Source organism: Ruegeria sp. BF12 (assembly GCF_056538705.1).
The window spans coordinates 423,780-443,971 of sequence record NZ_JBQFTP010000003.1 but is presented as its reverse complement, the minus strand read 5'-3'; the positions used below and the strand labels follow the sequence as shown (position 1 = coordinate 443,971).

19 protein-coding genes are annotated in these 20,192 nt (G+C 58.7%); 8 read left to right on the top strand and 11 right to left on the bottom strand.

What is annotated here, in order from left to right; all coding sequences use genetic code 11:
* Genes glmS through ACR0J0_RS07805 form a run of 3 tightly spaced genes read left to right on the top strand, consistent with a single transcriptional unit; the run spans position 1 to position 3,065 of the window.
* A complete protein-coding gene (gene glmS, locus ACR0J0_RS07815; RefSeq protein ID WP_480662692.1) occupies positions 1-1,824 on the top strand; it encodes a glutamine--fructose-6-phosphate transaminase (isomerizing) in 1,824 nt (607 codons plus the stop codon).
* Positions 1,825-1,827: 3 nt separating this feature from the next.
* On the top strand, positions 1,828-2,370 hold the full coding sequence (locus tag ACR0J0_RS07810; RefSeq protein WP_480662690.1) for a pyridoxamine 5'-phosphate oxidase family protein: 543 nt from the start codon (positions 1,828-1,830) through the stop codon (positions 2,368-2,370).
* A gap of 8 nt (positions 2,371-2,378) precedes the next feature.
* Complete coding sequence (locus tag ACR0J0_RS07805; protein ID WP_480662688.1) at positions 2,379-3,065, top strand: DNA alkylation repair protein; 687 nt, start codon at positions 2,379-2,381, stop codon at positions 3,063-3,065.
* Here ACR0J0_RS07805 and ACR0J0_RS07800 read toward each other — a convergent pair.
* Positions 3,053-3,469 (bottom strand): hypothetical protein, encoded by a 417-nt coding sequence (locus ACR0J0_RS07800; RefSeq protein WP_480662686.1) that lies wholly within the window; start codon positions 3,467-3,469, stop codon positions 3,053-3,055. The genes ACR0J0_RS07805 and ACR0J0_RS07800 overlap by 13 nt on opposite strands.
* Positions 3,470-3,559: 90 nt before the next feature.
* Between ACR0J0_RS07800 and moaA the strand changes: the two genes are divergently transcribed.
* Both moaA and ACR0J0_RS07790 read left to right on the top strand, forming a co-directional pair.
* On the top strand, positions 3,560-4,567 hold the full coding sequence (moaA, locus tag ACR0J0_RS07795) for a GTP 3',8-cyclase MoaA (protein ID WP_480662684.1): 1,008 nt from the start codon (positions 3,560-3,562) through the stop codon (positions 4,565-4,567).
* Between the two features lies 1 nt (position 4,568).
* Positions 4,569-5,867, top strand: coding sequence for a 3-deoxy-D-manno-octulosonic acid transferase (locus ACR0J0_RS07790; RefSeq protein ID WP_480662682.1), 1,299 nt, complete (start codon positions 4,569-4,571; stop codon positions 5,865-5,867).
* A gap of 81 nt (positions 5,868-5,948) precedes the next feature.
* On the opposite strand, the gene ACR0J0_RS07785 is transcribed toward ACR0J0_RS07790, so the two are convergent.
* The 7 genes from ACR0J0_RS07785 to ACR0J0_RS07755 all read right to left on the bottom strand — a co-directional run bounded on the left by ACR0J0_RS07785 (position 5,949) and on the right by ACR0J0_RS07755 (position 13,902).
* Positions 5,949-7,112 carry a M20 aminoacylase family protein gene (locus ACR0J0_RS07785; protein ID WP_480662680.1) on the bottom strand — a complete coding sequence of 388 codons (1,164 nt, stop codon included), beginning with the start codon at positions 7,110-7,112 and terminating at the stop codon, positions 5,949-5,951.
* 58 nt (positions 7,113-7,170) lie between these two features.
* On the bottom strand, positions 7,171-8,313 hold the full coding sequence (locus ACR0J0_RS07780) for an MFS transporter (protein WP_480662678.1): 1,143 nt from the start codon (positions 8,311-8,313) through the stop codon (positions 7,171-7,173).
* A gap of 69 nt (positions 8,314-8,382) precedes the next feature.
* The gene (locus ACR0J0_RS07775; RefSeq protein WP_480662676.1) at positions 8,383-9,660 is read right to left on the bottom strand and encodes a DUF3422 family protein; all 1,278 of its coding nucleotides are present in this window, start codon (positions 9,658-9,660) and stop codon (positions 8,383-8,385) included.
* Positions 9,661-9,767: 107 nt separating this feature from the next.
* Positions 9,768-10,124 (bottom strand): VOC family protein, encoded by a 357-nt coding sequence (locus ACR0J0_RS07770; RefSeq protein WP_480662674.1) that lies wholly within the window; start codon positions 10,122-10,124, stop codon positions 9,768-9,770.
* 161 nt (positions 10,125-10,285) lie between these two features.
* Positions 10,286-11,740, bottom strand: a complete 1,455-nt coding sequence (locus ACR0J0_RS07765; protein ID WP_480662672.1) for an NAD(P)(+) transhydrogenase (Re/Si-specific) subunit beta — start codon at positions 11,738-11,740, stop codon at positions 10,286-10,288.
* 13 nt (positions 11,741-11,753) lie between these two features.
* Entirely contained in the window at positions 11,754-13,325 is a 1,572-nt protein-coding gene (locus ACR0J0_RS07760; RefSeq protein ID WP_480662670.1) for a Re/Si-specific NAD(P)(+) transhydrogenase subunit alpha, read from the bottom strand.
* A 127-nt stretch (positions 13,326-13,452) separates the two neighbouring features.
* Positions 13,453-13,902, bottom strand: coding sequence for a methyltransferase family protein (locus tag ACR0J0_RS07755; RefSeq protein WP_480662668.1), 450 nt, complete (start codon positions 13,900-13,902; stop codon positions 13,453-13,455).
* A gap of 217 nt (positions 13,903-14,119) precedes the next feature.
* Between ACR0J0_RS07755 and kynU the strand changes: the two genes are divergently transcribed.
* Positions 14,120-15,313: a kynureninase gene (kynU, locus tag ACR0J0_RS07750; protein WP_480662666.1), complete on the top strand. Its 1,194-nt coding sequence runs from the start codon at positions 14,120-14,122 to the stop codon at positions 15,311-15,313.
* On the opposite strand, the gene ACR0J0_RS07745 is transcribed toward kynU, so the two are convergent.
* Positions 15,306-15,884 carry a TetR/AcrR family transcriptional regulator gene (locus tag ACR0J0_RS07745; RefSeq protein ID WP_480662664.1) on the bottom strand — a complete coding sequence of 193 codons (579 nt, stop codon included), beginning with the start codon at positions 15,882-15,884 and terminating at the stop codon, positions 15,306-15,308. The genes kynU and ACR0J0_RS07745 overlap by 8 nt on opposite strands.
* 99 nt (positions 15,885-15,983) lie before the next feature.
* Here ACR0J0_RS07745 and ACR0J0_RS07740 point away from each other — a divergent pair, with 99 nt between their 5' ends.
* The gene (locus ACR0J0_RS07740; protein ID WP_480662662.1) at positions 15,984-16,448 is read left to right on the top strand and encodes a (2Fe-2S)-binding protein; all 465 of its coding nucleotides are present in this window, start codon (positions 15,984-15,986) and stop codon (positions 16,446-16,448) included.
* A 3-nt stretch (positions 16,449-16,451) separates the two neighbouring features.
* Complete coding sequence (locus tag ACR0J0_RS07735; protein ID WP_480662660.1) at positions 16,452-18,692, top strand: xanthine dehydrogenase family protein molybdopterin-binding subunit; 2,241 nt, start codon at positions 16,452-16,454, stop codon at positions 18,690-18,692.
* A gap of 46 nt (positions 18,693-18,738) precedes the next feature.
* On the opposite strand, the gene ACR0J0_RS07730 is transcribed toward ACR0J0_RS07735, so the two are convergent.
* Entirely contained in the window at positions 18,739-19,518 is a 780-nt protein-coding gene (locus tag ACR0J0_RS07730) for a gamma-glutamyl-gamma-aminobutyrate hydrolase family protein (RefSeq protein ID WP_480662658.1), read from the bottom strand.
* A 226-nt stretch (positions 19,519-19,744) separates the two neighbouring features.
* Positions 19,745-20,170: a GlcG/HbpS family heme-binding protein gene (locus ACR0J0_RS07725; RefSeq protein WP_480662656.1), complete on the bottom strand. Its 426-nt coding sequence runs from the start codon at positions 20,168-20,170 to the stop codon at positions 19,745-19,747.
* Positions 20,171-20,192: the final 22 nt, after the last annotated feature.

The following is a 20,192-nucleotide window of genomic DNA, read 5'->3' as shown; positions in this document are numbered from 1 at the left end:
ATGTGTGGTATTGTTGGTGTACTGGGCGAGCACGAGGCCGCACCCACCATGGTCGAGGCGTTGAAACGGTTGGAATATCGCGGCTATGACAGTGCCGGGATCGCTACCGTGAATGATGGCGCGCTTGGACGCCGCCGCGCCGTGGGCAAACTGGTCAACCTCAGCGATTTGCTTGTACATGATCCGCTGCCAGGAAAATCCGGCATTGGCCACACCCGCTGGGCCACCCATGGCGTACCGTCAGTGACCAACGCCCACCCGCATCAGGCCGGGCCAGTCGCCGTTGTGCACAACGGAATCGTCGAAAACTATCGCGAGCTGCGCGCCGAACTGGCGGAGTACGGCATCGGGTTCGCAACTGAGACCGATACCGAAACCGTGGCCCTGTTGACTGAGTATTACCTCAGATCCGGTCTTTCCCCGGTTGAGGCGGCATTCAAAACCATCGACCGCCTTGTAGGCGCTTTTGCACTCGCATTCCTGTTCGAGGGTCAGGACGATCTGATTGTCGCAGCGCGCAAGGGCTCTCCTCTGGCGATCGGCCACGGTGATGGTGAGATGTATGTGGGCTCGGACGCAATCGCGCTGGCCCCATTGACCGACCGCATCACCTATCTTGAAGAAGGCGACCGTGCGGTTCTGACACGGAATTCGCTGGAAATCCGCAACGAAGCCGGCGAATTGGCAAACCGCGAAACCCGCCAGATCAACCTGGACGTTTCGCAGACCGAAAAGAATGGCCACAAACACTTCATGGCCAAGGAAATAGCCGAGCAACCCATCGTCATTGCCGACGCGATCAAGTCGTACCTACCCAACGGTAGCGACCAGGTGGTTCTGCCGGGTGCCGATCTGGACTTCACCAAGCTGGACCGACTGACAATGGTGGCCTGTGGCACGGCGTTCTACGCCTGCCTGACCGCCAAGTACTGGTTCGAGCAACTGGCCAAAATACCGGTCGAGGTCGATATCGCCAGCGAATTCCGCTATCGCGAACCTCCGATTCCCGAGCGGACATTGGCCTTGTTTGTCAGTCAGTCGGGCGAGACCGCGGACACTCTGGCCGCTCTGCGGTATTGCGAGGGCAAGGCGGATAAGATCGTTTCTGTGATCAACGTCCCCGAAAGCTCGATCGCCCGCGAGAGCGACATTGAACTGCCCATCCACGCAGGTGTTGAGATCGGCGTTGCCTCGACCAAGGCCTTCACCTGTCAGCTTACCGTGCTGCTGATGATGGCGCTCAAGGCCGCCGCGGATCGAGGCACTTTGACGTCCGAGGAACTGGCCGATCACTATGCGGCGCTACGTGGATTGCCGACGGTTTTAAATACCGCACTGGAACAGAACCAGGCTATCAAAACATCCGCCCAGCGCCTGTCAGAGGCGCGCGACGTCCTGTTCCTGGGCCGGGGGCTGATGTACCCTCTGGCGATGGAAGGGGCGCTGAAACTCAAGGAAATCAGCTATATCCACGCCGAAGGGTACGCATCGGGCGAGCTAAAACACGGCCCCATCGCCCTGATCGACAAGAACATGCCGGTGGTCGTTATGGCCCCGCGCGACACCGTTTTCGACAAAACCGTCTCAAACATGCAAGAGGTAATGGCCCGCAAGGGTAAGGTAATCCTGGTTTCAGACGACGCGGGTATTGCTGAGGCCGAAGATGGCGTCTGGAGTGTCATCAGAATGCCGTACGTTCACCCAAGCCTTGCGCCGATCCTGTACTCGGTGCCAGCCCAGCTGCTGGCTTATCACACGGCGGTGGCCAAGGGCACCGATGTGGACCAGCCGCGTAATCTTGCAAAGTCCGTTACGGTGGAGTGAAGCATGGCCAAGCAATTTTCGAGTTTGGACGACGCGCAGCGCAAGTTCATCGAAGAACAGCATCTGTTCTTCGTTGGCACAGCTGCGCCGGATGGACGGGTCAATATCTCGCCCAAAGGCATGGATTCTCTGCGTGTTCTTGGCCCAAACCGGGTTGCCTGGATGAACCTGACCGGCAGCGGTAACGAGACCGCCGGGCATCTGCTTGAGGTCAACCGTATGACGCTGATGTGGTGCTCGTTCACGACGCGGCCGATGATCTTGCGCACCTATGGCGCAGCGCACACGCTGCACGTGGGTGACGCAGGCTGGGACGAACTGGCCGATCTTTTTCCGAACCACCGCAGCGCCCGGCAGATCTATGATCTTAACATCGATCTGGTTCAGACCTCGTGCGGCTATGCCGTTCCTTTCATGGAGTACCAATCCGAACGGGATACGATGCAAAAGTGGGTCGATGGCAAGTCTGACGAGCAGATCCAATCCTATTGGGTTGAAAAGAACCATCAAACCATAGATGGCAAACCTACGCGTTCCACGACCTGAGCTGCTTGATGCTTGAAACCTATTTGGACCAGATACAGGCCCATTCGGACCCAGATCGCGCTGAACAGATGGCCGCGTATCACAAGATAAAGCGCCCTTATCTGGGCGTGGCTAATCCTATCCTGAACGACCTCACTAAAGCTTGGCGGCAGGAATTAGATGTTGCCGCGCGCGTGGACCTAGCGGATGCGCTGTGGCAGACGAATATCCACGAAGGTCGCCTCGCCGCCGCCAAACTGCTGACGCAGGCCCGCATCCGACCGGACGAGGCTGTGTGGAAGTTATTGCAAAACTGGCTACCCGATTTTGACGCATGGGCCGTTGCGGATCACGCGTGCATGGCGATGCAAAAGCGTTTGTCGGCCGAACCGGCGCGGCTGGATCAGGTGGAAGCCTGGACAACCTCGGATCACATGTGGACGCGACGCGCGGCGCTGGTGGCCACTCTGCCTTGGACCAAGCAAAACCACCCCAAGCCAGACGACCTGACACGCCGGGACCGTATTCTCGGCTGGGCCGCAGGATATGTTTCTGACCGCGACTGGTTTATTCAGAAATCTATCGCCTGGTGGCTGCGCGAACTGTCCAAGCACGACCCGGACCGCGTGATCGCCTTTCTCAATTCGCACGGAGAGACGATGAAGGCCTTTGCGCGAAAAGAGGCCGGGAAGTATTTAAAAAGTCAGTTGGAATAGACTTCCAACTCTACCAGCTCATCAAACGGCAGCAACAGCGCTCGCATTGCATCCAGTGAAAGCCGGCTTCCGCCCCCTGCCGGGCCAGATACCGGAACCAGAGTAATGTAAGCCTGTGCGCCGGTTCTGGGTACGACGACCCGACCTGTGAATTCGGTCTCTACCAAAGGTGTTTCCAACCAGCGACCGGGCGTTGTTGGGTCGCCTAACCCTGCGATTGTGGTCTTTGGCCCGAACCATCCGGCCGCCGTGGCTGCAACTGGCTGCGGCTCTACCACCTCTTCCACGGCATTGGGTTCTGCTTCTTCGGGTGTTTTCTCACCACCAAAGACACGGTCGGTTGTCGACCGCACGGTGTCACATCCCGCCACCAGAATACATAAAGCCAAAAGCGCATATCTCATGGCGCAAGCCTACCGTCCTGCGCGCATCTGTACCAGCGCAAAGCGCAGTTCGCCCTTGCCGCAGAGCGGTTGCAGCTTTACCTATGTCGCATGACTGCTCCACTCATCGACCCATTCGCACGCGCCATCACCTATCTCCGCGTATCCGTCACGGATCGCTGCGATTTCCGCTGTGTCTATTGCATGTCCGAGGACATGACCTTTCTGCCCAAGAAAGACTTGCTGACTCTGGAAGAGTTAGACCGCATGTGCTCGACCTTCGTGAACATGGGCGTTGAAAAGCTCCGCATCACCGGTGGCGAGCCTCTGGTGCGGCGCAACATCATGACTTTCTTCAACTCGATGACCCGTCACCTGGAAAGCGGCGCGCTTAAAGAGCTGACGCTGACCACCAACGGCTCGCAGCTGCATCGCTTTGCCGATGATCTGTACGCTGCCGGGGTACGTCGGGTAAATGTCTCGCTGGACACGCTGGACGAGGACAAATTTGCCAAAGTTACGCGCTGGGGCCGACTGAAGCAGGTGCTGAACGGTATCGACGCCGCCCAAAAGGCTGGCCTGCGGATCAAGATCAATGCCGTGGCCCTGAAAGGCTTCAACGAACCTGAACTGCCCAAGATCACTGAATGGTGCGCCGAGCGTGACATGGACCTGACCTGGATTGAGGTCATGCCGATGGGTGATATTGGCAACGAGGATCGCCTCGACCAGTACTGGTCACTCAAGGATGTTCGTAAAGAATACGAGAACCACTATACTGTGACGGATCTTGCGGAACGCACCGGCGGCCCTGCACGCTATGTACGGCTAGAGGATACGGGCCAAAAGATCGGCTTCATCACGCCGCTTTCACATAACTTCTGTGAAAGCTGCAACAGGGTGCGCCTGACCTGCACCGGTGAGCTGTACATGTGCCTAGGTCAAGAGGATATGGCCGATCTGCGCGGCGCTTTGCGGGATAACCCCGATACCGACCAACCGCTTGAGGACGCTATCCGTTCGGCAATCAACCTCAAACCCAAAGGGCACGATTTCGACTATTCGCGCCAGGCGGTCGACGGCCAGATGAGCCGCCACATGAGCCACACAGGCGGCTGACATGCCAGCCCATTCCGACCGGCCAACGCTGCTGTACCAATTGTATTGCGGCCTGACTTCTGTCGTGGGTCCACTTGTCTGGCGCACGGTTCGCAAAAAACTACAGGCCGCGGACGTCCCTGACGCCCGCCAACGGGAGCGTCTTGGCCACGCCAGTCTACCCCGTCCGGTTGGGCGGTTGATCTGGTTCCATGCAGCCAGCGTGGGCGAGACACTGTCTGTCATAAGCCTGATCAAACGTCTGGGCGAGCGCCTGCCTGATGCAGAGTTTCTAATCACCTCCGGCACGCCCACCTCCGCTGCACTGATCGAAAAACGGATGCCGCCGCGCACGCGTCACCAATACCCGCCACTGGATACTGCTGGCCCGGTGCAACGCTTTCTGGACCACTGGCGTCCGGACGCCGGTATCTTTGTTGAAAGCGAAATCTGGCCGCGTCTTATCGTCCAAGCCTCTCGCCGCGATGTTCCACTGGCGCTGCTCAATGCACGTCTGTCCGATCGTTCGGTCGAGGGATGGAAAAAACGCCCCCAAACTGCGCGATTCATCCTGAACCATTTCTCGTTATTCTTGACTCAGAACGACAAGACGGCGGCCAATCTTCTCGACATGGGCGCACGACCCGACCGGGTGCAACAAGGCACCAACCTCAAAGCGATGTCTGATCCGCTGCCAGTGGATCAAACGACATTGGATGACCTTCGCAACCAGGTTGCCGATCGTCCTGTCTGGATTGCCAGCTCGACCCATGCAGGCGAAGAGGAAACGGTTCTGGCCACCCATGCCAAGCTGTTGAAACGCTGGCCCGATCTGCTTCTGTTGCTGATCCCCCGTCACCCCGAACGGCGGTCAGAGGTTGCAGCTCTGTTGGAAAACGCCGGCCAATCTGCTGCCTTCCGATCCAAAGGTGACAAGATCACACCGCAAACCCAAGTCTACGTCGCGGACACGCTGGGCGAGACCGGCACGTGGTACGCCTTGTGCCCCATCGTGTTCCTGGGCGGCTCGCTCAAGGAAATCGGCGGTCACAATCCATTTGAACCGGCACAAGCCGGGGCTGCGGTGATCACCGGCCCCGGGTACTACAATTTCGCGGAAACCTTTGCACCTTTGATCGAAAGTGGCGGCGCGACCGAGGTCAACTCTGCCTCGGAGCTTGCGGATGCCGTTGCGATTTGGTTGTCAGACGACGCGGCGCTGAACAAGGCCCGGGCTGGCGCAAAGTCCTGTGTGAACACTCAGAAATCCGCGCTGGATAGTGTGATCGACACATTGTGCGGTACGCTCGATCTCACCTGACCCAGCAAGGATCCGACTTCATCTGGCCAAAAATATCCCGGGGAGCGCGAGGGGCTGGCCCCTCGCTTCCCGACATCACCATCAGGCAGCTGGCATCCGCTGCTCCACAATCTCAGCCCACCAGCTGCACCCGGCCGGAATAGCTCCATCATTGAAATTGTATTCGGGATGATGCACGGCTGCTGTGTCTCCGTTGCCAACCAGAATGTATGCCCCAGGCCGCTCTTCCAGCATAAAGGCAAAATCCTCACCGCCCATGATCAACGGTGCCTCATCGCAGTCACCCGAGACTGAGCGCGCGACATCTGCGGCAAATTCGGATTGTTCTTCGCTGTTCACCATCACCGGGTAGCCTCGGTAATAGGTCACATCCGCCTCACCTCCAAACGTCGTGGCGATACCATTACAGATTTCATTGATGCGCTTTTCAGCTAGATTGCGCATGTCCTTGCTCATCGTACGGACGGTCCCTTTGATCTTCACCGTTTGTGGGATCACGTTGAACGCGTTTGAAGACGTTTCGAATGACGTTACCGAAACCACAATGCGATCGATCGGGTCTGCGTTCCGCGACGCAATGGTCTGCAAAGCCAAAACAGCCTGCGCGGCCATCACTGTGGTGTCTACCGTCTCATGGGGTTTGGCGGCATGCCCGCCTTTGCCTTCGAAAGTGATATCGAACTGATCCGTGGCTGCGAAAAAGGCACCGGGTCGAATGGCAAAGCTGCCAACGGGGCGGCCCGGCCAGTTGTGCATGCCATAAACCTCTTGAATGCCCCAGCGGTCCATCATCCCGTCTTCACACATTTCGCGCCCGCCGCCACCGCCTTCTTCGGCGGGTTGGAAGATCACGACCACAGTGCCATCGAAGTTTCGTGTCTCGGACAGGTATTTCGCAGCCCCCAACAGCATAGCCGTGTGTCCGTCATGCCCACAGGCGTGCATGGCGCCGTCGGTTTTCGAGGCATAGTCCAGACCCGTCGCCTCATGAATCGGCAGCGCATCCATATCCGCCCGCAGGCCGATCACCTTGCCGCCTGTGTCAGTCTTGCCCTTGATAACGCCAACGACACCGGTACGCCCAATGCCCGTCACGACCTCATCGCAGCCGAACTCTCGCAGCTTATCGGCGACCAGCGCGCTTGTGCGGTGCGTTTCGAACAGGATCTCGGGGTTTTCGTGAATGTCGCGCCGCCATCCGGTGATTTCGCCCTGCAATTCGGCGAAGCGGTTTTTGATCGGCATACTCTTCTCCCAACTTTAGTTTTTCTGGTTCCCTGCTTCGGTACAAGATCGTCGATACTCAATCCAAATCGGCGGGCCGCAGCGCGCCGGACAGCAGGACAATGAATACAGCCAGTGGCAGCAGAACCATGAATGCTAAGCGCAATGTAAGCATCTCTGCCAGAAACCCAATAAGCGGCGGGCCAATCAGCAACCCTCCGTATCCCAAAGTGGCCACGCTGGCGATCGCCTGCCCAGGAGGCACGTTGGGATCGCTCGCTGCCCTGCTGAAAGCCAAAGGCATGATCACCGCATACCCGATCCCCATCAAAGCGAATCCCGCCAGCGCCAGCCCCGCCTCGGCGGCAGACACGACGCAGAATACTCCCAAGGCAGCTGAAACTCCGCCAAAGCGCGCGACTGCGACCGGCCCGAGGCGGGCGATAGCGAAACCACCTGCCAGCCGGACCGCAACCATCGCGACCGAGAACACCGCATATCCCAAAGCCGCGACGCTTTCGGTCGCACCGGTCGCGTCTCGCAGAAAAATAGCGCTCCAATCCGCTACGGCACCTTCACCTAGCGTGCCACACAGGGCCGTGAAACCGACAAGGATTAACGCACCCGAGGGCAATGCAAAAACCTTGCCAGTGGGAGAAACAGCCCGGCGCGATGTCCACGACACCCATGACAGCGACAAGGCCAATCCGACGACAACTCCACCGGCCAGCAAAAAGTGCTGAATCACGGTCAGCCCCATCTGCACAGCCCCAAACCCGCTGAGCGCACCAAGGCCTGCCCCAAGGCTCCACATCGCATGAAACGACGACATGACTGGTTTTTTGTAGGCTTGTTCGACCTCAGCAGCCCAGGCGTTCATGGCGACATCCATCGAGCCGTGAAACGCGCCGAACACAAACAGGAAAGCCGCAAGCGACCAGAACCCTCCGGCCAAGGCCAGCAAAATCAGCGAAAGCGTGTACAGAACGGCGATGACCCGCGTCAACGCCACCGCTCCGAACCGGTCGGTCAGACGCCCGGTGATTGGGAACGAGCATACTGCCCCCGCCGCCATGAACAGCAGACCATAGCCCAGCGCCTCATGGGTCAGGTCCAGCCGATCCCGCACTGCTGGAATGCGAGAAGCCCAGATGCCGAATAGCGCGCCATTCAGAATGAACATGGCGGCCACGGCCCGCCACGCTGCCACGATTCCGATCACGGGAGATCCTTAGATTTAAGCGTCAAACGTGATCGTTCTACAGGCTGAATGCCGTCAGGCAAACACGGATTACTCCAGCCTTTTACGAATTTGCCGGATGGCGAACCAAACACCCAACACCACCGGGACCGTCACCGCCGCTGTCAGCATCCCCTTGCTGATTCCGGCCTTGGTAAGCGGATACAGCAGGTAGCTGACCAGAGACACCGCGTAATAGCTGATGGCGACCACTGATAGTCCCTCGACCGTATGCTGAAGACGCAGGGCAAGATCGGCGCGTCGGTCCATGCTTTCCAGCAGCGCCTGATTCTGGGCGCTGCGCTCGACGTCCACGCGGGTTCGCAACAACTCGCCCGCACGAATGGCCCGGTCGGACAGCGCTTGCAGACGGCGTTCCGTCGACTTCACCGTGCGGATCGCCGGATCATAACGGCGCATCATGAAGTCGGCAAAGTTCTGTCCACCCTGGAACCGTTCCTCGCGCAAGACTTCGATCCGCTGGTTCACGATGGCTTCGTAAGCCCCGGTCGCACCAAAACGGAACGAACACTGGGCCGACAGCGTTTCAAGCTCGATCGAAGTCGACAACAAGTCCTGCAACAGCTTGTCAGGTTGCGCCGAATTGTCGGTCATTTGCCCCATTAGCCGGGTAAGCTGTCCATCCAGTTCCCCGATACGCGGCATAAGCTGTTTCACACGGGCAAATCCAAGCATGGACATTGCCTTGTAGGTTTCGATCTCGCACAGACGCTGAACAATTCGCCCCGTCCTGCGCCGCCCGGTGCCTTCCGTCACGAACATCGCAAAGCGCATATGCCCCGCGGGATCGATCCGGAAATCGCTTGCACAGATGGCAGCATCGTCCAACACGCGGGCCACGGCAAGACTTTCGGGCTCGAACCAGTCCAACAGTTTGGATTTGACGACCTCGTCGCTCTGCCGCTCAACGACGCGCACCATTGCCGACGTAACCCTTTGGCCGGGGCTGGCCATCAGCCAATCCGGTGGGAATACCTCAAAATCAGCAGGGTTGAACGCCCGGTCACTGACATTTTGTGCGATCGCAGTGTAGGTCACGAACTCGGTATGTTGCTCCCATTTCAACCAATGGCGGCCAATCTGCCCCGCGTAATGCGTGGCGTCCGGTTGAGGGTGTTGCGCCCCGTGACGATCCAGAAGATCAATCAAATGAGCCAGATCTTCGCGACGATCTCGCGCAACGGCGGCTTCCGATTTCTTGATCGCCAGAAAGACCACCGTGCAAGGCATCGCTGCCACCGGAAACGGACGGGCGTGCAGTTCATTTGCCAACGCATAGCGCAGCGGATGGTCATCTATCGGTGTCATTTAGGGCTCCGTTTCATCCGAGGCACTATACGACACCTTCAAAATACATCAATTATCTTTTTATTTCATATACTTACGGGGATACGATTGTATACAATACATCTATCTCATTGATTTGGCTGCCACAGCTCGATGGGATTGCCTTCGGGATCGTGAATACGGGCGAACTTACCGACCTCACTGTCCCATTCGGCGCGTGTCTCAACAGCGATCCCGGCGGAGTCCAGCTGCGCAATCATGGCCGCCAGATCATCGACACGAAAATTGATCATCCACTGCTGCTCGACCCGCCCGAAATACTCGGTATCCTGCGCGAACGGAGCAAACACTGTATACCCTTCGCGCTGCTTCCAGGGCACGGGATCGTAATGATTGACGCCCAGATGCTTTTCATACCACGCACTCAAGGCTTCGGGATCACGGGCACGGAAGAACACCCCCCCAATGCCATTTACTTTCTGCATGACCAAACTCCTGACATTAAATCCCACAAACCAGCGTATCATACTCCGCCTGCTTCATCTGGTTGCAAATACCTTGGGGGTAAGTGGGCAAAGCCCCTTTCCAAACAAAAAAAGAAAAGGGCGCCCGCAGGCGCCCTTTGCAATTTGGTTGTTCCCTTTGATCAGTCGATCATCGGCAGGAGCTTGTCGAGCGACTGTTTTGCGTCACCATAGAACATGCGCGTGTTCTCTTTGAAGAACAGCGGGTTTTCGATGCCCGAATACCCCGTGCCCTGACCGCGCTTGGACACGAACACCTGCTTGGCCTTCCAGCATTCCAGAACCGGCATACCGGCGATGGGGCTGTTGGGGTCTTCCTGCGCCGCAGGGTTCACGATGTCGTTCGAGCCGATGACGATGGCCACATCCGTGTCCGGGAAGTCGTCGTTGATCTCGTCCATTTCCAGCACGATGTCATACGGCACCTTCGCCTCGGCCAGCAGAACGTTCATATGGCCCGGCAGACGACCCGCAACGGGGTGGATCGCAAAGCGCACCTCTTTGCCCTTGGCGCGCAGCTTGCGGACCAGTTCAGAGACCGACTGCTGCGCCTGTGCCACGGCCATGCCGTAACCCGGGATGATAATGACACTGTCCGCGTCGTTTAGAGCCGCGGCGACACCATCGGCATCGATGGCCACCTGCTCGCCTTCAACCGCCATCTGCTCGCCCTGCGGGCCGCCAAAGCCGCCGAGGATCACGCTGACAAAATGCCGGTTCATCGCCTTACACATGATGTAGGACAGGATCGCACCGGACGAGCCCACCAACGCACCGACCACGATCAGCAGGTCGTTGCCCAAGGAGAAGCCAATCGCAGCCGCCGCCCAGCCCGAGTAGCTGTTCAGCATCGAGACGACCACCGGCATGTCGGCACCGCCAATGCCCATGATCAGGTGATAGCCGATGAACAGCGCAGCCAGCGTCATCAGGATCAGCGGGAACAGACCACCGGTCGAGGTGTACCAGACCAGGCAGATCAGCGAGAGACCCGCAGCCGCCGCGTTCAGCGCATGGCCGCCGGGCAGCTTGGTCGCCGCCGATGTGACCTTACCGGCCAGCTTGCCATAAGCCACGACCGAACCGGTAAAGGTGATCGCACCGATGAAGATACCGAGGAACAGTTCGACATGCAGGATAGCCAGTTCGGCCGAGGTCTTCTTGGCGATCAGCTTAGCAAACGCGCCCAGATCGGACAGATCCGCTTCTTTCGCGCTGTCGGCGATCGCCATGACCTGCGCCACGTTGCCGATTTCAAAATGCGCGTTGAAGCCGACGAACACAGCCGCCAGACCAACCAGAGAGTGCATCGCAGCAACAAGCTGCGGCATCTCGGTCATCTGGACGCGCTGCGCCACATACTGACCGATCAGACCGCCACCCGCGATCAGCAGTAGCGACAGCAGCCACAGACCCGAACCGGGGCCAACCAGCGTGGCAAAGACCGCCAGCGCCATACCGACGATGCCGTACCAGACCGCGCGCTTGGCACTTTCCTGGTTCGACAGACCGCCGAGCGAAAGGATGAAAAGGACAGCCGCAACGACGTAGGCGGCAGTAGTGAAGCCAAATTCCATGTGCCCGGCCTCCTTAAGATTTCTGGAACATGGCGAGCATGCGCCGGGTTACGAGGAAGCCGCCGAAGATGTTGATCCCGGCCATGAAGACGGACAGCGCCGCCAGCAGAATGACCAGGAACGACCCCGACCCGATCTGCATCAAGGCCCCAACGATGATGATCGACGAGATCGCGTTGGTGATTGCCATCAGCGGCGTGTGCAGGCTGTGCGAGACGTTCCAGATCACCTGGAAGCCCACAAAGATCGCCAACACAAAGACGATGAAGTGCTGCATGAAGCTGGCCGGAGCGATCAGCCCTACCAACAACATCAGCGCACCACCGACCCCCAAAAGGGTAAACTGCTGCTTGGTTTGCGCCTTGAAGGCTGCGATTTCCTGCGCCTTTTTCTCTTCCGGGGTAAGTTCTTTGACCTCGGGCTTTTTCTGCGCCGCGATCGCCTGCACTTTGGGCGGTGGCGGTGGGAAGGTGATCTCGCCCTCATAGGTCACGGTCGAACCGCGGATCACATCGTCTTCCATGTCGTGATTAACCTGACCGTCCTTCTCGGGCGTCAGGTCGGTCATCATGTGACGGATGTTGGTCGCATAGAGCGACGAAGACTGAGCCGCCATCCGGCTGGGGAAGTCGGTATAACCGATGATGGTCACGCCATTGTCGGTCACGATCTTCTCATCCGGCACGGTCAGCTTGCAGTTGCCGCCTTTTTCCGCCGCCAAATCAACGATGACCGAGCCGGGCTTCATGCTTTCGACCATGTCCTTGGTCCAAAGCTCGGGCGCTTCACGGTTCGGGATAAGCGCGGTGGTGATGACGATGTCCATTTCCGGCGCAAGCTCACGGAACTTGGCCAGCTGGGCGTTACGGAATTCCTCCGACTGGACCGACGCATAACCGCCGGTGGCCGCACCATCCTGCTGGTCTTCGTCGAAGTCCAGATAGACGAACTCAGCCCCCATCGATTCGACCTGCTCGGCCACTTCCGGGCGCACGTCGAACGCATAGGTGATCGCACCCAGCGAGGTCGAGGTTCCGATGGCGGCCAGACCAGCCACACCGGCGCCGACAATCAGCACCTTGGCGGGCGGAACCTTTCCGGCCGCCGTTACCTGACCGGTGAAGAAACGGCCAAAGTTGTTGCCGGCCTCAATCACCGCGCGGTAACCGGCGATATTGGCCATCGACGACAGCGCATCCATTTTCTGCGCGCGCGAGATTCGCGGGACCATCTCCATGGCGATCACGTTCGCGCCTTTGGACTTGGCCAGTTCCATCCCCTCTTCATTCCCGGCCGGGTTGAAGAACGAGATCAGTGTTTTGCCCTTTGTCAGGCGCTTCAGCTCGGTCTCGGTGGGTTGGCGCACCTTGGCAACGATGTCCGCCGTCTTCCACAGTGAGGCAGCGGTTTTTACAATCTCAACGCCCGCGGCTTCGTAGGATGCATCGGAAAAGCCAGCGGCCTCACCAGCGCCTTTCTCGATCAGGCATTCATAGCCCAGTTTCTGCAACTGCACGGCAGAGTCAGGCGTCATCGCGACACGGTTCTCTCCGTCCAGTATCTCTTTTGGTGTGCCTATCTTCACTGGCAGTCCCCCTAATTTTCACTCTGACCGAGCGGGTGGTCGGTATTGTTTGTTAAGCAAACATGTATCTCGCGCAACATTATTTCGCAAGCGCAGCATATTTACGCTGTGTCATTACAACATCACATCATATCCATCGGCGTGTCTGGCGTTCGTATCTGGCAAAATCCGCGCGAAAAGTTCTGCGCAATCGGTCCTCTTCTGGCACGATGAAACGCCGTTCGATCACCCAAACGAAAACCGGAATTAGAACCAGCGAAAGGACTGCATCAAACCGCAGGACCAGCCCTGCTAGGATCAGCACATCACCAACATAGATCGGGTTTCGGCTGCGTTTGAAAATCCCTGACTGCACAAGTGAAGTCGGTGTTTCATGCGGAATGATTGTCGTGCGATGGCGACGGAACTCGGCGATGGCCAACGCGATCAGGATCACTCCGCCGCCAATCAGAATTCCGCTGAGAAGATCGGTAATCCCGCTGTCCAATGACAAACCCATCGGCATATGCCGCGCCTGCAGCCATGCCAGCACGGCAAAGCCCAGCAACCAGACCGGAGGGATATCGATTTTACGCATGTCGGGCTGTCTTTCGTTCCGGCAGTGGTAAAAAATGTCGCTTTTGCCCGATGACCTACCGCTTTTCTGCAGCAATAGCAAAACCCCAGTTGGTCGCAGCAGAAAAACCTTTCTCAACCCAACGCGGTTGCCATCAGGTTCGTCGAACATAGACAGAATCTTTTGGATCAGATAGCCATTTGATCCGGCGAGAACCCACCACATTCACAGGATTATGATGACCGACTTTGCCGCGACCAAAGCCATGTTCGACCTGCCCGAAAATGTCATTTACCTTGACGGAAATTCACTCGGCCCACTGCCCCGCGCTGCCGGAGACCGGGTGAATGACATGATGGTTCAGGAATGGGGGCAGATGCTGATCACCGGCTGGAACAAGGCCGGGTGGATGGGGTTGCCGACGGGCTTGGGTGATCGCGTGGGACGGTTGATTGGGGCCGAACCCGGCAGCGTTGTCATCGGCGATACCCTCTCTATCAAGGTCTATCAGGCCGTGGCCTCGGCGCTGGAACTGTGCCCTGACCGCAAGGTCGTCCTGTCTGACAGCGGGAATTTCCCGTCGGACCTTTATATGGTGGACGGCCTGTTGCGCTCTCTGGGTTCGGATTACGAGCTGCGAGTCGTCGCCCCTGAAGACGTTGCCCAAAACGTGACAGAAGATGTGGCAGTGCTGATGCTGACCGAGGTAGATTATCGCTCGGGCCGCATACACGACATGAAAGCCTTGACCGAACTGGCCCATTCGAATGGTACGATCACGGTTTGGGATCTGGCCCATTCCGCCGGCGCGATTCCCGTCGATCTGGCCGGGTGCAACGCCGACTTCGCCGTCGGTTGCACATATAAATACCTGAATGGTGGCCCCGGAGCGCCCGCGTTCATCTATGTGGCCCCGCGCCTGGCAGACCGGGTGCGCCCTGCACTATCCGGCTGGCTGGGTCACGAATCCCCCTTTGCCTTTGATCTGGATTACCGCCCCGGCAACGGCATCGAGCGGATGCGCGTCGGTACACCTCCGGTCATTCAAATGACCGCCCTGTCTGCTGCGATGGATGTCTGGGACATGGCTGACATGCAAGACGTGCGCGCCAAGTCAGTCGAGCTGACCGAGCTGTTCATCGAGCGGGTCGAGGCCACCTGCCCCGATCTGCATCTGGCCAGCCCGCGCGATCCGTCGAATCGCGGTAGCCAAGTGTCCTTCCGCTTCGCCGATGGATACGCGGCGATGCAGGCCCTGATCGCGCGAGGCGTAATCGGAGATTTCCGCGCGCCCGACATCATGCGTTTCGGCTTCACGCCGCTATACGTTGACGAACAGGATGTTGAACGCGCGGTCGAAATCCTTGCGGATATCATGCAGAACCGTTTGTGGGATGCGCCGGAATATAAGGTTCGGCAACGCGTTACCTAACCTCAAGCGCTGCGCCGATCAGTTTGGAAAACTGCGTGACAAGCGTTTCGTATTCCTGTGCACTGCCGGCGCTTACCTTCAGCCCTTTGAGAGCGGCCGTAATCGTCTTGGCCATCTCCCCCGCCTCAGCGGTCAGGCGGACTCGCCCGGCTTTTTCTTCACGCAAAAGCCACTCGGCATAAAGTCCGGCCAGATCCGCCTCGCCCTTTGACAGGATATCAGAGGCCAGTGATTTGGTGCTATCCAAGACTTCCAGCCCGTGGGGTGAGGCGAGAATGGCGGCGATCCCTTCGGTCTGAGCCTGAACCGCACGGGCAAAAACATCCGGTATGGAGCCGGGTGATCTCAACGCTTCGGCGACGGCTGCGTACTTCTCAACATAGTAAAGCTCGGTCAGTTTGCTGACGATCGCCTCTTTGTTCTTGAAATGCAGATACACGGCCGGACGGGACATCCCGGCGCCCCGCGCTATGTCGTCCATTGAAGTTTTCCGGAACCCATAAGTCGCAAAGGCCTGAAAGGCCGAGGTCAGAATCGCCTGCTGGCGTGTATCGTCTTTTATTTCTGCCATACCTGAAGTCGTGACACTTTCTGTTCATTTTGTCAATTGACATACTGACAAAATTCACCAATTATGTCAGAAACCAGCCACAGCTACGAGAGGTGCGCCATGGCGACCGACTTGAAGATCAACGGAAAGCAACATCAGGTTGACCTGCCCGATGACGTTCCCCTGCTCTGGGTTCTCCGGGACGAGATCGGCCTGACCGGAACCAAATTCGGCTGCGGCGTCGCCGCCTGTGGGGCTTGCACAGTTCACATTGATGGCGAGGCAGTACGCTCGTGCCAGGTGGCGCTGTCGGATGTCTGGGGCGATGTGACCACAATCGAAGGGGTCGGCACTCCGGGCTCGATGGCCGCAATCCAACAGGCCTGGGTCGATCATCAGGTGGCGCAGTGCGGGTATTGCCAGTCGGGCCAGATCATGCAGGCGGCCGCTCTGCTGGCTGAAAATCCTGCCCCTTCGGACGAAGACATTGACGAGGCAATGCAAGGCAACCTGTGCCGCTGTGGGACCTACCCCCGTATCCGTGCTGCAATTCACGACGCAGCATCCAAACTGAAGGAGGCGTAACCGATGGCATCCGTAGGAAAAATCCTCCGCCGCACCTTCCTGATCGGCTCGGCCGCAATCGTGGGTGGGGTGGCTTTTGGCGCTTACTACGTCAGCCGCCCTGCCGCCAACCCACTGAAGCCGGGTGAAGGAGAAACCGCACTCAGCCCCTTTGTTCTGATCGATCAACAAGGCGTCACCCTGTTCGCACCGCGCGCCGAGATGGGGCAAGGTGTCATGACCACGTGGGCCGCTCTGATCGCAGAAGAACTGGATGTGGAACTGGACCAGATCCGCGTCCTGCATGGTCCGGCCGCAGCGGCTTATTACAACTCGGCCCTGATTGGTGAGGGGTTGCCCAACAAAGGCTATGACATCTCGGACTTCCAGCACAATCTGGGTGAGGCTCTGGGCGTTCTTGGCCGAACACTCAGCCTTCAGGTTACGGGCGGGTCGACGTCGATGCGCGACGGGTTCGAACGCATGCGCGAGGCAGGTGCAACTGCACGCGAAACGCTGAAACAAGCCGCAGCTGACCGTCTGGGCGTTGATCGTTCGCAATTGAAGACCGAAAACGGTGCGGTCATCGCACCGGATGGGACACGCATTCCCTATACCGAGCTTGCCGAGGCTGCGGGCCAGATCGAGCCACCCGAAGTTGAGCTGCGCGATCCAACCAACTGGCGTTTGCTGGGACAAAACCTGCCACGCGTGGACGTGGTCGCCAAATCCACCGGCACCGCCGAGTTCGGGATCGATGTTCGCCCCGAAGGTCTGAAATTCGCGTCTGTCCGTATTAACCCGAAGTTAGGCGGAGAGATGAAAGGCTTTGACGCCAGCGCTGCCGAACAGATGCCCGGCGTCGAAAAGGTCGTTGATCTCGGCAATGGCGTTGCTGTGATTGCCAGCAACACATGGCTGGCCATTCAGGCGGTCGAGGCGATTGACGTGGACTGGGGAGACGCCCCCTACCCACCGGAAACTGGCGCAGTTTTCGCCGAGATTGCGAAGGCGTTCGATGCCTCACCGAACTCAACCATGCGTGATGATGGGGATGTAGACACCCTGCCCGAAGGTGCCTCGGAAATCACAGCAGAATACACCGTGCCCTATCTGGCCCACGCCACGATGGAGCCGATGAACGCCACTGCGCTGTTCACGGGCTCGGCGCTGGAACTGTGGTGCGGCAACCAGGCTCCGACACTCATCCAAATGCGCGCGGCCAACACCGCCAATCTGGACAAGGAAGCAGTTCAGATTCACACGACCTATCTTGGCGGCGGCTTCGGTCGCCGGGGTGAGCTGGACTTTGGCGAGATCGCCACCAAGGTCGCGATGGCCATGCCCGGTGTTCCCGTCCAGACCACCTGGAGCCGCGAAGAGGACATGCGCCACGACTACTACCGCCCCGGCGCGATGGCCCGGATGCGCGGTGCAGTCAAAGACGGTCAGGCTGTTCTGATCGACGGCAAAGTTGCGGCTCAGTCGTGCACGCAACAAGCGGTTCAGCGCTATACCGGCATACCCGGCGGAGGACCTGACAAAGTCCTGGTCGAAGGGTTCTTTAACCAGCCCTATGCGGTGCCAAACTATCGCATGAGCGGACACATTGCCGATCTGAACATTCCCGTCGGCTTCTGGCGCTCGGTCGGCAACAGCCATAACGGATTCTTCCACGAGACCTTCATGGACGAAATGGCCCACGCCGCAGGCCGCGACCCGCTGGAGTTTCGACTGGAGTTGGCCGAGGCCGAACACGCGCCCTCCGCAGGATGTCTGCAAGCCGTAAAGGAAATGTCCGGTTGGACCGGAGAAACCCCCGATGGAGTCGGACGCGGTGTGGCGATGACCTACAGCTTTGGCACGCCGGTCGCGCAAGTGATCGAGGTAGTCGACGAAGATGGCGCCATCCGTATCGCCAAAGCCTGGATCGCCTGTGATGTCGGTCTGGCACTGGATCCCGGCACGGTCGAGGCGCAGATGTATGGCGGCATGATCTATGGCTTGTCGGCTGCTGTGATGGGTGAGATCACGTTCGCTGATGGAGAAGTCGAACAATACAACTTCCCCGACTACGACGCCCTGCGGATGCACACCGCGCCGGTGACCGAAGTGAAGATCCTTGAAACCAACCGCCACATGGGCGGTGTGGGCGAACCCGGAACCCCTCCATCGATGCCAGCCCTTGGCAACGCCCTATTTGACCTTACGGGTGAGCGCGCGCGCACCCTGCCTTTGATCAATCAGTTCAATTTGCTGGTTTGATCGCGTTGCGCCGGTCTGGTCCTTCTCTCCCAGACCGGCGCACGAATTACGCGGACCGTTGGGCCAATGGCGCGTCAGACCCTGCGGCCCAGGCGTGCACTGCTGCGCCAAATGCTTTGAACAAGGGGCGCGAGACGGGGTCATTTTCGGCATCCCACTCAGGGTGCCACTGCACCGACAGGGTGAATCCCGGCGCATCCTGAACGTAGATCGCTTCGGGCGTCCCATCAGGCGCGTGACCGTCTATCACCACGCGGTGCCCGACGGTCTTGATCCCCTGCCCGTGCAGCGTGTTCGTCATCACTTCGGTCGCGCCCATCAGACGGTGAAAAACGCCGCCTTCGTTCAATGACACGATATGGCGCAGGGCAAACTTCTCTTCCAAGGTTCCATCGGGGGGCATCCGATGGTTCATGCGGCCCGGCAAATCCCTGATTTCAGGATACAGGGTCCCACCCATCGCCACGTTTACCTCCTGAAACCCGCGGCAGATGCCAAAAAACGGCTGGCCACGCTCGACGCAGGCCCGCACCAGCGGAAGGGTGATCGCGTCGCGCGCCCGGTCAAACTCGCCATGCGCCTCGGTCGCGGGCTCGCCGTATTCCTCGGGGTGAACATTCGGACGCCCACCGGTCAGCAGAAATCCGTCACAAACCTCGAGCAGTTCATCGACGCAGACATAACGCGGATCTGCCGGGATCAGCAGCGGCAAACAGTTCGACACATTCGCAACCGCGTCCGAATTCATCGTCCCACCGGCATGAGTTGGATATTGATCATTCATCAAGTACGAATTGCCGATGATACCGACGACGGGTCGAGACATTCTGCGTTCCTGTGTTGTTTCCTGTATTCTCAGAAAAACTATCGGCAGCGCAAAAAGCGCGCAATAGCACAAGCCCTGCGTGGCAGCGCAAGTTCTTGTTCAACCATGCACATGTTGGAAGATGTCCGGACCTTACTCTGTTTATAGATCGCTGCCGGAACATTAGGCGTCGCGCAAACACCTGCAGGGACCGGAGGGCCTTGCAGGCCCTCCGCCCTTCAATGGTTCAGATCTCGCCGGTCAGACCAGCGGCTTCAATCCCGGCCAAGGCCGCGGCAGCATCGTTGTCTGACGTATCACCGGTCACTCCTACGGCTCCGATTACGGCGCCCTTTTTGTCACGCAGCAAAACGCCACCTGGAACCGGCACCACCTGTCCGCCATAGACGCCGTTCACGGCGGCCATGAAATAAGCTTGCGCTTCTGCCCGCTGCATTTGGGCCGTGCCAGCCATGCCCAGCATGACCGAACCGTAGGCCTTGCCGTGCGCAATCGCGAACCGACCGGGTGCCGCGCCATCTTCGCGTTCAAACGCGATCACGTGGCCACCTGCATCCAGCACGACGATCGAAAGTGGTTTGAGTTCCATCTCATGCCCTTTCTCAAGGGCTTTTCGGATGATGGTGCGGGCTTTGCGCAATGAAACTGCCATATCGTATCCTGTTGTTCTTTAA